The organism is Gloeocapsa sp. PCC 7428 (assembly GCF_000317555.1).
Lineage (GTDB): Bacteria > Cyanobacteriota > Cyanobacteriia > Cyanobacteriales > Chroococcidiopsidaceae > Chroogloeocystis.
In genome coordinates this window covers 2,338,815-2,351,689 of the sequence record NC_019745.1, presented here as the reverse complement: position 1 = coordinate 2,351,689, position 12,875 = coordinate 2,338,815, and the positions used below count along the sequence as shown (strand labels likewise).

Below are 12,875 nucleotides of genomic sequence, written 5' to 3'. Positions count from 1 at the left end.
CTAAAAGTTCTCGCCGAAGTACTTCATCAGCAGAGCTTGAGCATACGCTTGCTGAACCTCGTCGGATGAGTTCGTCAGTTCTTGCAGCATCGCTTTCAGTTGCAAGAGTGCCAACTGAGAGGGTTGCGTTTTATTGTTCTCCCAACGGACGATCGTTGGAGAAGCGACACCTAATTTCAAGGCAAATTGTGCCTGTGTCAGTTCCAGCAGGTTACGTAACTGGCGAATAAATTTGCTCACGTCAGTCCGGTGTTCGATTGAGGTGCCAGGTGTAGTTGCCATAAATCTTATCCAGCCGGTGATAGACAATTGATCAGAAGACACACTGTCTATCAGAGGGTAGAGAAGCTTATTAAGGCATCTACCTCTGGAAGGAATTGCTTATTTGGGGTGAAATAACAGATGTCTTATCGTGCTGCTTTGCAGATACTGCCAGGGTCGCCCAGAGTCACCTCAGTAAGCCAGTTGAGCTAGCCGAATTAGTTACCACGATCGCCAGCTTGATGGAATGATTGCATTCAGTTACAAAGTGGATATCCCTCAAGTGTTTATTCACAACCTCATCTTCAATCCCGTACAGGCGATCAAGTCTTTGCTCTTTTCATTACAAGCAGACTTGCGATCGGTGTTACCACAGATTCAAGCTCCTTGTTTGATTCTGTGGTCTGAAAAAGATTTGGCAGTTCCTTTATCGATCGCTCAGGAATTCTCCCAGCTTATTCACGATTCAAGACTGGTTACGGTTTCAGAGGGATTTCACGAATGGGTTCTTTTGCATCCAGAAAAATTTGTATCGATTGTTTCTAGTTTTATCGCGGAAAATGAAGGCAATCTGAATAAGCCAAAGGACAGAAGGATATATCTGTTTACTGGTGGACAATTAGATACTGAAAGAAGCGATCGTGCCGAAGCAACCCAAAACTAGCCATCTACCATTCACACATCTGCCCATCTACTCATTCAGGTATTGCATGGAGGCACTGTCTGGACAGAAAGTTTGGGTGAGGGTATGGGAGTCACGTTTACGGTGCAATTGCTGCCATTAGGGAATCGGAAGTAGGGAATGGAGAAAATAACGCTGGTTCTCTACGCTTCACTCCCCACTCACTGGCATTCAGGTTTGCTCGTCCCAGTAAAAGTATTCACATTAAGCACAACATACTTTAGATAGAAAACTTCAGCCTTGAGTGAGAGTGAACTGAGCGGCTCCAATGATGAGAATGGAGGTGTTTCTGTTATCCAGATTGGATTGTTTGATGAACAGCGTGCCTCCTAAAGCCGTTACTAATGTCAATCGCATCTTGGTTGTTGATGATCTACCTGACAACTCCTTTCTGCTGCAAACTGTCCTGGAAAACGAAGGCTATCAAGTTGAGGTTGCCGATAATGGTTACGTTGCGTTAGAAAAGATTGCATCTCATCTACCAGATTTAGTATTGCTCGATGTGATGATGCCAGAGATGAACGGGTTTGAAGTTACTCGTCGCATTCGGCAAAATGTATCGCTTCCATTTATTCCCATCCTCTTAGTGACAGGCTACAGTGAACCTACACCTGCGGATGGGTTTGATGCCGGAGCCGACGGCTTTATTCGCAAACCCATTGACTTTGATGATTTACTGAACCGAGTCCAGACAATCCTACAGCCCAAGCAACTAATTGATCCATGATACTACATGGATTAATTCATACAAAAAAGGCAGTCTTCATCAAGACTACCCCATGACCACAACAGCAACGCGAATGCGCCACCATCGTCTTCATCGTTTAATACTTTTGACATCACTTGGCTGGAATTGAAATGAAATACTTTAGAATTCCCGTTCTATCCTGTTTAAGATGATTTCACCAGTGGAATTAAACTAAGCACTAATTGCCAACTCAGAGGAAAAGGTCACAGTTTGGGGAACCAAATCAGCTTCGTTCAACAAAACGGTCGTTTCGTAGCCAATTCTACCCATTTCTGGCTCTGGTCCCATTGCCATCTCAACTGCATAAGTCCAGCTACCCGCTTCTAGTTGGTAGCTCTTAATGGTGCCAACCCCACCCACAAACTTGACGTTTTCACCTTTGCGAAACTGGGGTACTTTTGTGATGGTTGCAGCCATAATGACCTCATCCTTGTAAAGTGATGTCCTCATAGCTAATGTTGTACTGATTAAGCCAGCTTTTCTTTCTCTACCAGGAGTTTCACTTTAGGTTGGAGATCGTATTTCCTGGGGAGCAATTTATGCAAGTATTCAGATGTGTTGCTCGCTCAGTTACCCTTGCTTCGTTACCGCAAGAGACTGGCAAGGCTTGCCACCGCTTCAATTAAGTCGTCTGGGCTGACAGGTTTGGAGAGATGTCGCTGAAACCCTGCTGCCGTTGCTTCTTGTTGATCTTCTTCTTTGACAAAAGCAGTCAGGGCGATCGCAGGCACTCGGCGCTTTTGAGGAGACTGAAGTGTTCTGATTCGACGGATTAGAGAATAGCCGTCTTCATTGGGCATCCCAACATCGCTGATCACTAGATCAATGTCTGTTTGGGAGATAACGTCAAAGGCAACTGCCGCAGATTCTGCTAGTATGACCTGAGCTTGCTGCTGCTCCAGAATAAAGCCAACTAACTCACGGTTGTCTAAATCATCATCGACCACAAGAATCCGAATGCCAGTGAGGGGGTGCGGGGAGGCAGGGGCGTGGGGGGGTATTTCCTTGCTCCCTTGCTCCTCGGCTCCCTCACTCCTCAGCAGCGGCAATTGCACCGTGAAGGTAGTACCTTTACCTTCGCCCTCACTAGCTGCATAGACAGTGCCGCCGTGCAGTTCCACTAAGTGACGCACGATCGCTAGTCCTAACCCTAGTCCACTCTGAGATCGCGTCTTAGAGGCATCAGCTTGCCGAAACCGCTCGAAAATAAATGGCAGGAAATCTGCTGAAATTCCTTGTCCACTATCAGTTAAAGTGATTTGTGCGAGCGAACCAACCTGTTCTAAGCGCACTTCAACCCGCCCACCATTAGGGGTGAATTTAATAGCATTGGAAAGCAGATTGCTAACAACTTGTTCCAGACGCTCTGAATCACCCAGCACTTGTCCAGTCAATGGATCAAGGTGAGACGAAATCTGAATGGCTTTTGCCTCGGCATTAGGTCGAAATGTTTCGATCGCAGCATCAATCACAGGAACCAGATAAACAGATTGGCGCGATATCTCTAATCGATTTTGAATAATCCGGGAAACGTCAAGCAGGTCTTCAATCAGCTTATTTTGCAGTCTGGCATTGCGGGCAATGATTTCGTGCGCCCGACTCACGGTTGGATCTTCAAATTGGCGTTTGCGAAGAAGTTGTGCCCATCCCAGCATGGAGTTGAGCGGATTTCTCAGTTCGTGAGAGACGATCGCTAGAAACTCGTCTTTTGTTCGGTTGGCTTCCTGGGCTTCTTGATACAACCGAGCATTATCCAGTGCGATCGCCGTTCGTCGTGCCAACTCCTCTGCCATCTCCAGATCGGCGCGATCGTAGCGGCGGATCGCCTTAGTCTTGACTAAGGCGATCGTACCGAACTTGCGGTCATGTACCATCATCGGCACGACGATCGAGGCTTTGACTCCAAGCTGTTGCAGCAACCTCAGATGGTCTGCATCCTGGGCAATTTGTTCAAAAATTGAATCAGAAATAGTGCTTCTTAATTCAGACTGCCCAGTGCGTAACACTTTAATAGAACCATAATCGGCATCAGCAGGCGGTGGATAGCGTCGTCTCAGTTCGAGAATGAGGGCTGCTTGCTCTGGCTCTGAGGCTGCCACGATCGGTTCACCAAGCGCCAGTGTTGCTGGTTCAATCACATCCACTAAGCAAATATCTGCCAGAGTTGGCACTGCAAGGTTGACTAAATTTTCTAAGGTCGTGCGGTAGTCGAGGGAGGAAGATAGGAGGCGACTGGCTTCGGCTAAAAACTCAGACCGCTGCTTTTCAAGTTCGGCTTGGGCTTCTGCCTGTTTCCGTTGGGTAATATCCTCCATCAAGCCATCAATGATGGTGGTGCCATTGGTTCTGGTAAAGGTTTTGCTAATTTTGACCCAACGAGTGGTGCCATCCGCGCAACGAAGTTGAATTTCACGATCGCGCACTTCACTATTCTGTTTTAACTGAGCCAACAGTTCAGCATAGTCTTGGGCTTGAAAGTATGACTCCAGCGTTTGATTAGGAGGAACTTCTGTCAGCGATCCCAACCCAAGTAATCGCAAAAATGCAGCATTCCCTTCTAATAAAGTGCCGTCAGAGGTGAGGCGATAAACGCCGACATCAAGCTGGTTGAGCAAGGTTTGCACTCGTGCCTGCAAACTGGCTGCCTGTTGCTGTGCCGCAATTCGCTCTAGCGCCGTTTCAACCGCAGCCGGTAAACGAACGTAATGGCTGGGAGATTTGATCACATAGTCATCTAACCCAGACTTCATTGCCTCCAACGCAATCTCCTGGGTCGCGGTGCTGGTAAACATAATGACCGGGCAGTTGGGATATTGCGCCTTGATCGTTCTGAGGATGGTCAGTCCATCACTCCAGTGCAGTTGGTAGTCAGTGATGACCACATCAAATAGAAAATTTATGAATACCTGCTCAAACTGCTCAGCAATACCAACTTCCGTGATCTGCGCCTCTGGGAAAGCCCGTCCCAACTCACGAATCGCTAAAGCACGATCGTCTGGGTTGTTGTCGATCAAAAGAATCCGCAACATGAAGCGTTCCCTACTGGGAAGGGGACAAGTGAGTCTATCTTAGGGAGTATCTGCGTTATTTGTATATCTATCCTTCGAGAGATTGCCTTACACAATATAGTGGACTATGCCATACCTAGCTGAGGCTTTTCGTTGTAAGTAATCCAATGCAAATCAAGCGTTTTGAGGATCTCGACTAACTGATCAAAATCTGGAGGCTTGACGATATAAGCATTACCACCTAAATCGTAGATGTGATTGACATCCACATACTCCCTCGACGACGTGAGGGCAACCACAGGTAAACGCCGGAGTTCAGGCTGTTGGCGAATCCAAGACAACACTTCCGCCCCCGATCGTCGCGGCAGTTTGAGATCGAGCAGTACAAATACAGGCAATGGATAGGCAGTGCGATCGTTGTAGGGCGTTTCTCCAGCAAGGTACTGAATGGCAGCATCGCCGTCATTCACCACTTGCAGAGACGTGATGATTCCAGCCTTACGAAACGCTCGTTGTACGAGGAAGACATCTTTGGGGTTATCTTCTACAAGTAGAATGGTGTGTTCTGTGCTCATCATTTTCCGAGTTTAGCGATCGCGGTTATGAATATACTCCGCCAACACCTGATTAATCAGCACTTGAACTCCCTGCTCACCAGCCTGTGCCTCAAAGTATTCCACGATGAAAGCATCCAGGAGGAGATCAACATGCCGCTGACCTCGCTCAACAGGTTTTCCGGCAACCCGCAGCACGGCCCGCTGCATTTGTTCTTCAGTTACCTCTGGAATATCAGACAGATCAATATCTTCATCTTTCATAGCGTCAATCCGCTCCCAATCAGTTTGAGAGACTTTGGAAGAAGATGATTTGCTCACGTTTAGTTCCCTCCCTCATCGAAATAACCCGAATTTCGTCTCCAACCTCTGTATGAGCAATCACCACCACTCGTCCAGATAGCAACCCCAGTGTAATAAAGCGTTGCTCACCATAAGCATAGCGATCGTCTTCAAATGTGAGCGTTGCCCCCTCAAAAACCTGGAAAGCATCGACAAAATCAAACCCATGTTTGTCCAAATTTGATTGCCGCTTGTTTTCATCCCAAATGAATCGCATCTGCTAACTAATACCTATTATGGTCTTATTCTCCTATGGCAGGTAGCTCAATCCAAAATCGGCTGCCTTGCCCTAGTTGCGACTCAACGCCTACCTGTCCACCCATGCGCTCGATTCCTTTGCGGACGATCGCCAGCCCAATCCCATTACCCGGATATTTTTCCTCCCCATGCAGACGAATAAAGGGTCTAAAAATCTGTTGCTGATTGTCTACAGCAACACCAATCCCATTATCCTCTACATATAGACGGACACTGGATCGCTCTCCTGCCCCCCCACTCCTCCGCTCCTCCGCCCATACTCGCACTTGAGGCTGCACATCGTCTGCCACAAACTTAACCGCATTAGACAGTAGGTTTGTCAGAACCTGAATCAAAATTAGACGATTCGCTTGCACAAGGGGTAACGGTTCCTCAATCTGAAGTTGTGCCTGTCGCGTCTGAATCTCTGGCTCTAATTGAGTTAACACGTCTGTTAAAACCAGGGATAGATTAACAGGTTCCAAATCGATTTCAGCCTGTCTCAAGCGACTGTAAGTTAAAAGGTCGGTGATTAAGGTATCCAGTTGTTGGGCATTGGCAGCAATTCGCTGTAGAAATGTCAGATGACTCGCATCTAATGACTCACCCAGATCCTCTAACAATACTTGAGCAAATCCCTGAATCGTTCGCAAAGGGGTACGCAAATCATGGGAGATCGAATATGTGAACTCTTCGAGATCTTGATTCGCCGCAGCCAGTTCAGCGGTGCGTTCCTGCACTCGTGCTTCTAAGGTGGCATTGAGTTGCTGAAGCGCTACTTCAGCCTGTTTACGCTCTGTAATGTCGTCTAGTAGCCCATCGAGAACAGTAATCCCCTCAACGGTATTCAAAGTCGTCGTCAGAAGCGCCCAAAATTGCGTGCCATCACTTCGTTGCAGTTGCACTTCTTGCTCTTGCCGTTGAGGTGGCGGCAAATTGGCTAATCGAACATAGCAGTCACAAATATCGATCAAATTCATCTCATTGGCTTGATCCAGCGATTCTACGCCCAATAACTCTAGAAAAGCAGGATTACTCTCGATCAATGCACCCTCTGAACTGAAGCGAAAAATGCCAATATTGACCTGATTGAGCAATCCTTGCAATCGGATTTCCAGTAGCGCCGCTCGTTGTTGGGTTTCGCGCCGCTCTAGTGCTACCCGTAGCGAAGCAGGCAATCGCACGTAGCGGTTTGGCTCTTTAAGAATATAATCATCGAGTCCTAGCTTCATGGCTTCGACGGCGACTTCCTCGGTTCCGGTATTGGTAAACATAATCACCGGACAGCGGGGATACCGTTGTCTCACCGTCTCCAGAATATCTAACCCGGTTGTCCAGCGCAGTTGAAAATCCGTGATTACGGCATCAAAAGCACCTGCCTCGATTGCACGATTAAACTCACCGGAACTGGAAATTTCCTGGACATCCAGTTGGTTAAAGTCCCGCTGCAATTCGCGCAGAGCGAGGGCGCGATCGCTGCGGTTATCATCAATCAGGAGGATTCGGAGAGGTTGGGTCATGAGTTGAGTCGTTCAATGGGAGAACAGCACTTAGCAGCGCAATCCAAAAACGGCTTCCCTGCCCCAGTTGCGATTCCACACCAACTTGCCCGCCCATCCGCTCTAGCCCTTTACGCACAATGGCTAAGCCAATGCCCGTACCAGGGTAGTGTTCGGCACCATGAAGGCGTTCAAAGACCCGGAATACTCGCTCTTGGTGTTCAGGTGCAATGCCAATGCCGTTGTCTACAATCCACAATCGTATCCAGCGTTCGTCATTTTGGTATGCTTCTTCCACAAAAATATCTATCTGTGGCTGCATATTGGGTTCGACAAATTTAATGGCATTGCTAATCAGATTGGTAATAACTTGAATCAACGTTGAACGGTGCGCCATGACTGGTGGCAGATCCACTGCCACCTGAATCTGAGCCTGGGTTTCCTGAATTTGAGCCGTTAATTGCTTCAGGGCTTCTTTCACCACATCGTCTAATGCCGTGGGTTGTAGCTTAATCTGAGTCCGAGTTAGACGACTATAGTTCAGCAAGTCGCTGATCAGCAGATTCATCTGAACGGCATCCTCAATGATGGAATCGATATAGCTGCGGCAAAAGTCTTCTAGCTGTTCGCCACAATCTTCTAACAGGGCTTTTGCAAAGCCTTGTATTGTTCGTAGCGGTGCTCGCAAATCATGGGAAACCGAGTAGGTAAATGCTTCAAGTTCCTGGTTGGTTTCCTCTAGTTGGGCAGTGCGTTCAGCAACTCGTTGCTCTAAGGTGACATTAAGCTGATGCAGATCCGCTTCTGCTTGCTTGCGTTCGGTGATATCTTGCACCGTTCCCATCAGATGCAATGGGTTGTCACTAGCATCGTAATACGCTCGTCCTTTAGCGGCAATCCAGTGAGTGCTGCCATCTTGCCAAAGGGTGCGGTATTCAATGTTATATTCACCTCTTTGCTCTAACGCCTGTGTGACAGCGGCATGAGCGCGATCGCGATCGTCTGGGTGCAGCGCATTTAGAAACACCTCATAGCTTATTGGCGTTTCTGGCACAAGTCCAAATATGGCTTTACAGCGGTCTGTCCAAATTAATTTATTTTGAGGAATATTCCAGAACCACATCCCTAACTGGGCAGCTTCAGTTGCCAGTCGAATTCGCTCTTCACTGTTCCGCAGTGCTTCAACTGCTCTCGTTTGCAGCAGGAGCGACCAGAGCCGCGCAACGGCTTCTTGCAGGAGGGAAACTTGATGGGATTGCCACTGCTGTGGGGTTTCGGCGTTAATGGCTAGATTGGCAACCAAGCGCCCTTCGTGAAGGCAAGGAACGCCAATGTAAGCGCGAATGCCTCGCTCTTCATAGCTACGGGCAAAGGGAGCCGTAGCAGGGTAGGTGGCTACATCGGAAACAACGACAGGTTCTCCTGCCTGGTACTGGGCGATGATCTCTGGTAATGAGAACTGTGATATAGGGAAGACCCCAACCACACTGGGAATGTCCTCCCGCTGTCGCCAGTCTTGTCGGGCAATCGCCACATCCTCCTGTAAATTGATTTCAAACCAGACGCAGCGCTCCACCTGAAGATACTCTCCAATGCGGCTGACAGCTTCCCATTCCATCGCGTCTGCGCTAGAAAGCTGTCGTAACCGGAAATCGAGGTCATTCAGAAATTGCTTATGCAGTTGAGCAATTTTGCGATCGTGAATATCTTCAACAATCGAAATAAAGTATTTGGGCTGCCCATCCACTTCTCGCACAAGGGACACCGTTAAGTTAATCCAAACCAGGGAGCCATCCTTACGGATGTAGCGTTTCTCCATTGAGTAAGTTTGAATTTCATCTGCCAGCATTTGGCGAACATAATCGAGGTCACTGTCTAAGTCTTCCGCATAGGTCATGTCCTGGAAGGTGCGTTGCAGTACTTCCTCATGGGTGTAGCCCACAATTTCACATAGCTTTTGATTAACCCGTAGCCATTGTCCGGTCAAGCTGACATGAGCAATGCCCACAGCGGCTTGATTGAAGGTTGCCCTAAACTGCTGCTCACTTTCAACTAGCGCAATTTCAACTCTTTTTCGGGCAGTAATATCCTCGACGAAGATGAGAATGCCACTCACCGTGCCGCTGTCATCAAACCAAGGCTGCACTTCCCACCGCAGGTATTGTTCCGTGCCATCCGGCAGCACGAAACGATCCTCGTCGCATGTTTCGCTGTGTCCTGCCAGTCCCCGCTGGTGTACTTTTCGCCAATAGTCAGGAATATTGGGGAAAATCTCATAATGGGATTTGCCTAATACTGACTCGATCGAATCGAGGTGGTACTCATCAATCCAGCGCTGACTGAGGGCAACATAGTGCATTTCCCGATCAAACATAGCAATGCTCACTGGAGCATATTCGATGAACAACCTCAAGCGTTCCTCGCGTTCCCGCAGCGATCGTTCAATTTGCTGACGTTCCTGCAACTCACGCTGTAACTGCTGATTTGTAGCTTGCAGTTGGTGTCGCAGGCGGGATTGCTGGAGAGCGATCGCCAACTGATCTGCCACTTCACGGGCAATCTCCTGCGCTTCCTCATCAAAGGCAGCAGGTTCAGTAGCTGCGAGGCTGAGTTCTCCAACTAGCGTATTTTCTACCAATAAGGGCACACAGAGACAACTGCAAAAGCCCTGCGATCTCAACTGCCTCAGCACACGCGGACAGTCTTCTGCGGTTGCCAAATTTTCCACGTAGCGTATCCCATGAAGTAAGCTTTGCTCAGGAGCAAAATCGGTAACAGTTAGGAGAGTGCCAACAGGTAGGGACAATTCCTCAGTTTGACTGCTTCCCGCTAATACTTGGGCGGTTCCAACCGCTAGATCAAACACCGCCACAAACGCCTGCTGGTGAGGCACAACTTGACGCATCTTTGCAAGGGCGTTACTGATCAGAGCCTCATCCGTTTCTGTTGCCAGAATTGCTCGGTCAATCTCATGCAGTGCCGCTAGCCGTTGGGCGCTTCGCTGTAGAGCCAGTTTTGCCTGCTTATTTTCAGTGATATCGTGAACACTGACAATCCGGTAAAGTAAGTTGCCGCTGACATCCCGTACTGCTGTTCCGCTCAGGAAAACAGGAAATACCGTGCCATCCTTACGACAATGCTGTGACTCAACAGCATAATACCCCCGCTCATTGACATGCTGAATGAATTCGATCGCTTCAGCATGACAGTCTAATGGAAACAAATTGAGAATGGGGGTTCCCAAAAGTTCTTCGACGGTGTACCCATGCATTCGAGCAAACGCCGGATTCATGAGAGCGAGAGTTTGATCATCGGGCGCGCCCATCACCAACCCATGTTCAGCAAATTGAAAAATGTCTTTATACTGCTGTAAGGCTGCCGCCGATCGCTGCGCCTCCTCAGTCTTGACTTGAGCAGTATGCAGGGCATCCTCGTAGCTCCTAGACACTTGTAGAATTTGCCGACGAAGGAAATAGGCAAGCACAGCACCCACACCTAATGCCAGCAGCAAGCTAGACAGAATTACTGATTGGGTTGTTTGTTGAGCTACTTGGCTACGCTGGTTACGCAGTTGCTCTTCGGTTGCAATAAACTCGGTTATCTTCTGCCGCATCCGATCCATACTCTGTTTACGGCGTTCCAGAGCGTTCAGTGGTTCAGGTTCACCACGCTGTTTACGAGTAATGGCAGGGGGTACTTGTTGTTCCCATTGGTTAGATTGAGCGATTAGCGCAGTGACTCGTTGAACTTGACCGGGATTGTCAGCAACGCGGCGCTTGAGTTCTTCCAAACTAGCGTTGATTTTGTCGCTCGCTTGCTCATATGGCTCCAGAAAATTCTGCCGTCCTGCTAGTAAATATCCGCGCAGTCCCGTTTCCCTATCTAACAACAGCTTCTGGGTATAGTTAGCTTGTGAGATGACCTGATTGGTATGGTCTACCCAACGCAGCGCGGACACCAACTGGGTCGTTTGCCAAATGAAAATGCTAGACAGAAAAAGCAGCAACACGATCGGTAGGACGATCGCACGGGTCAGCCTGCGGCGAAATCGGGTTTGGGCAAGGGCAAGAATCATGTTTTTATCTTAGTAGCGAAAGTCCCTACCCTAAAGAGGGTAGGGATGACGAGCGAGTGAGCCGAAGGCGAACAAGAATCCAAGATCTCTATGTCTTACAAAATACTTGCTAGAATGTAAGACATGGAAAAAGCCTTTCGCTACCGATTCTATCCTACGCCTGCACAGGAAAACCTGTTGCGGCGGACGGTTGGCTGTGTGCGGCTTGTGTACAACAAAGCTCTTGCCTATCGTACCGAGTCGTTTTACAACGGTGAGCGCATTGGCTATAACCAGACCTCTGCTGCATTGACGCAATGGAAGAAACAGGAGGATTTAAGTTTCCTCAATGAAGTGTCCAGCGTTCCATTGCAGCAGTGCTTGAGGCACTTGCAGTCTGCCTACACGAACTTTTTTGAGAAACGGGCAAGTTACCCGCAATTCAAAAAGAAGCGCAATGGCGGATCTGCCACGTTTACCCGTGCTGCCTTTAGCTGGAAAGATGGCAAGCTCTATCTGGCAAAGTGTAGTGAGCCACTTGCAGTTCGCTGGAGCCGTCAGCTTCCTCGCAATGCTGATCCCTCCAGTGTGACGGTGCGGCTAACCCCAGACGGGAAATGGTTCGTCTCAATTCTGTGTGACATTAAGATTCTGCCTCTACCTCGCTCTACTCAAGAAATTGGGCTAGACATGGGCGTTTCTACCCTCGTCACGGGAAGCGATGGTACTAAGGTTGCCAATCCAAACTCTTTACGCAAGGCACTGAAGAAATTAAAACAGCTTCAAAAGTCGCTATCGCGCAAAGAAAAAGGGTCAAACAACCGGCGCAAGGCGAGGTTAAAGCTTGCAAAACATCATGCTCACATTGCTAATATCCGCAAGGATCATTTACATAAAACAACGACTCAACTCATTCGTGAAAATCAAACGATTGTGGTTGAATCGTTGAATGTGAAAGGCATGATGCAAAACCACAAACTCACTCAGGCAATCTCCGATGCCAGTTGGGGAGAATTGGTGAGGCAGTTAGAGTACAAAGCGCAATGGTATGGACGGAACCTGATTCAGGTGGATCAGTGGTTTCCCAGTTCCAAACGCTGCTCAAACTGCGGGTACATTTCTCCCAAAATGCCGCTCAATGTGCGGGAGTGGGATTGCCCAAAGTGTAACACTCATCACGACCGAGACATCAATGCGGCAGTGAACCTTTTGGCGGTCGGGCAGACCGTGACAGCCTGTGGAGCGACCGTAAGACCGAAATCCTCTAAGGACATAGGCGGGTGCAATGAAGCAGGAACCGTAAAACCTAAGTCGTCGCAACGCAAACGGACTTAGGGAATCCCTACCCTCTGCGTAAGCAGGGTAGGGAGGATGTCAATACGGGTGTGCCTCCCAGCAAGCTATCAGAACTATGAAGCGCCAAATCCGCACTAGCAGACTTGACGCTTCACATAAGTATTTACAACAACCTATGGTTAAGGTCTTTATTT

The 12,875-nt window shown here is 48.5% G+C and carries 11 protein-coding genes; 3 read left to right on the top strand and 8 right to left on the bottom strand.

Features of this window, described 5'->3' with window-relative positions; all coding sequences use genetic code 11:
• On the bottom strand, window positions 1–282 hold the full coding sequence (locus GLO7428_RS10320) for a DNA-binding transcriptional regulator (protein ID WP_015188499.1): 282 nt from the start codon (window positions 280–282) through the stop codon (window positions 1–3).
• Window positions 283–529: 247 nt separating this feature from the next.
• Here GLO7428_RS10320 and GLO7428_RS10315 point away from each other — a divergent pair, with 247 nt between their 5' ends.
• Both GLO7428_RS10315 and GLO7428_RS10310 read left to right on the top strand, forming a co-directional pair.
• Window positions 530–925, top strand: coding sequence for an alpha/beta fold hydrolase (locus GLO7428_RS10315; RefSeq protein ID WP_155823676.1), 396 nt, complete (start codon window positions 530–532; stop codon window positions 923–925).
• A gap of 331 nt (window positions 926–1,256) precedes the next feature.
• Complete coding sequence (locus GLO7428_RS10310) at window positions 1,257–1,670, top strand: two-component system response regulator (protein WP_041918589.1); 414 nt, start codon at window positions 1,257–1,259, stop codon at window positions 1,668–1,670.
• 192 nt (window positions 1,671–1,862) lie between these two features.
• Here the strand turns inward: GLO7428_RS10310 and GLO7428_RS10305 are convergent, their stop codons facing one another.
• The 7 genes from GLO7428_RS10305 to GLO7428_RS28950 form a co-directional block, all read right to left on the bottom strand.
• On the bottom strand, window positions 1,863–2,108 hold the full coding sequence (locus GLO7428_RS10305) for a hypothetical protein (RefSeq protein WP_015188497.1): 246 nt from the start codon (window positions 2,106–2,108) through the stop codon (window positions 1,863–1,865).
• 167 nt (window positions 2,109–2,275) lie between these two features.
• Entirely contained in the window at window positions 2,276–4,720 is a 2,445-nt protein-coding gene (locus GLO7428_RS10300; RefSeq protein ID WP_015188496.1) for a response regulator, read from the bottom strand.
• Between the two features lie 104 nt (window positions 4,721–4,824).
• Window positions 4,825–5,277, bottom strand: coding sequence for a response regulator (locus GLO7428_RS10295; protein WP_231295575.1), 453 nt, complete (start codon window positions 5,275–5,277; stop codon window positions 4,825–4,827).
• A 9-nt stretch (window positions 5,278–5,286) separates the two neighbouring features.
• The gene (locus GLO7428_RS10290; protein ID WP_196797484.1) at window positions 5,287–5,517 is read right to left on the bottom strand and encodes a hypothetical protein; all 231 of its coding nucleotides are present in this window, start codon (window positions 5,515–5,517) and stop codon (window positions 5,287–5,289) included.
• 19 nt (window positions 5,518–5,536) lie between these two features.
• Entirely contained in the window at window positions 5,537–5,812 is a 276-nt protein-coding gene (locus tag GLO7428_RS10285; protein ID WP_015188493.1) for a BrnT family toxin, read from the bottom strand.
• A gap of 25 nt (window positions 5,813–5,837) precedes the next feature.
• On the bottom strand, window positions 5,838–7,352 hold the full coding sequence (locus GLO7428_RS10280) for an ATP-binding protein (RefSeq protein ID WP_015188492.1): 1,515 nt from the start codon (window positions 7,350–7,352) through the stop codon (window positions 5,838–5,840).
• On the bottom strand, window positions 7,321–11,406 hold the full coding sequence (locus GLO7428_RS28950) for a PAS domain S-box protein (RefSeq protein ID WP_015188491.1): 4,086 nt from the start codon (window positions 11,404–11,406) through the stop codon (window positions 7,321–7,323). Before GLO7428_RS28950 ends, GLO7428_RS10280 begins: the two co-directional genes overlap by 32 nt.
• 123 nt (window positions 11,407–11,529) lie before the next feature.
• On the opposite strand from GLO7428_RS28950, the gene GLO7428_RS10265 reads away from it, so the two are divergent.
• Complete coding sequence (locus tag GLO7428_RS10265) at window positions 11,530–12,720, top strand: RNA-guided endonuclease TnpB family protein (RefSeq protein ID WP_015188490.1); 1,191 nt, start codon at window positions 11,530–11,532, stop codon at window positions 12,718–12,720.
• The last annotated feature ends 155 nt before the right edge of the window (window positions 12,721–12,875 follow it).

Bases quoted from the DNA above. Each gene is read 5' to 3' on its own strand.
- GLO7428_RS28950 (WP_015188491.1), bottom strand. From the start codon at position 11,406: ATGATTCTTGCCCTTGCCCAAACCCGATTTCGCCGCAGGCTGACCCGT.
- GLO7428_RS10300 (WP_015188496.1), bottom strand. From the start codon at position 4,720: ATGTTGCGGATTCTTTTGATCGACAACAACCCAGACGATCGTGCTTTA.
- GLO7428_RS10265 (WP_015188490.1), top strand. From the start codon at position 11,530: ATGGAAAAAGCCTTTCGCTACCGATTCTATCCTACGCCTGCACAGGAA.
- GLO7428_RS10280 (WP_015188492.1), bottom strand. From the start codon at position 7,352: ATGACCCAACCTCTCCGAATCCTCCTGATTGATGATAACCGCAGCGAT.
- GLO7428_RS10305 (WP_015188497.1), bottom strand. From the start codon at position 2,108: ATGGCTGCAACCATCACAAAAGTACCCCAGTTTCGCAAAGGTGAAAAC.
- GLO7428_RS10320 (WP_015188499.1), bottom strand. From the start codon at position 282: ATGGCAACTACACCTGGCACCTCAATCGAACACCGGACTGACGTGAGC.
- GLO7428_RS10285 (WP_015188493.1), bottom strand. From the start codon at position 5,812: ATGCGATTCATTTGGGATGAAAACAAGCGGCAATCAAATTTGGACAAA.
- GLO7428_RS10295 (WP_231295575.1), bottom strand. From the start codon at position 5,277: ATGATGAGCACAGAACACACCATTCTACTTGTAGAAGATAACCCCAAA.
- GLO7428_RS10310 (WP_041918589.1), top strand. From the start codon at position 1,257: ATGAACAGCGTGCCTCCTAAAGCCGTTACTAATGTCAATCGCATCTTG.
- GLO7428_RS10290 (WP_196797484.1), bottom strand. From the start codon at position 5,517: ATGAAAGATGAAGATATTGATCTGTCTGATATTCCAGAGGTAACTGAA.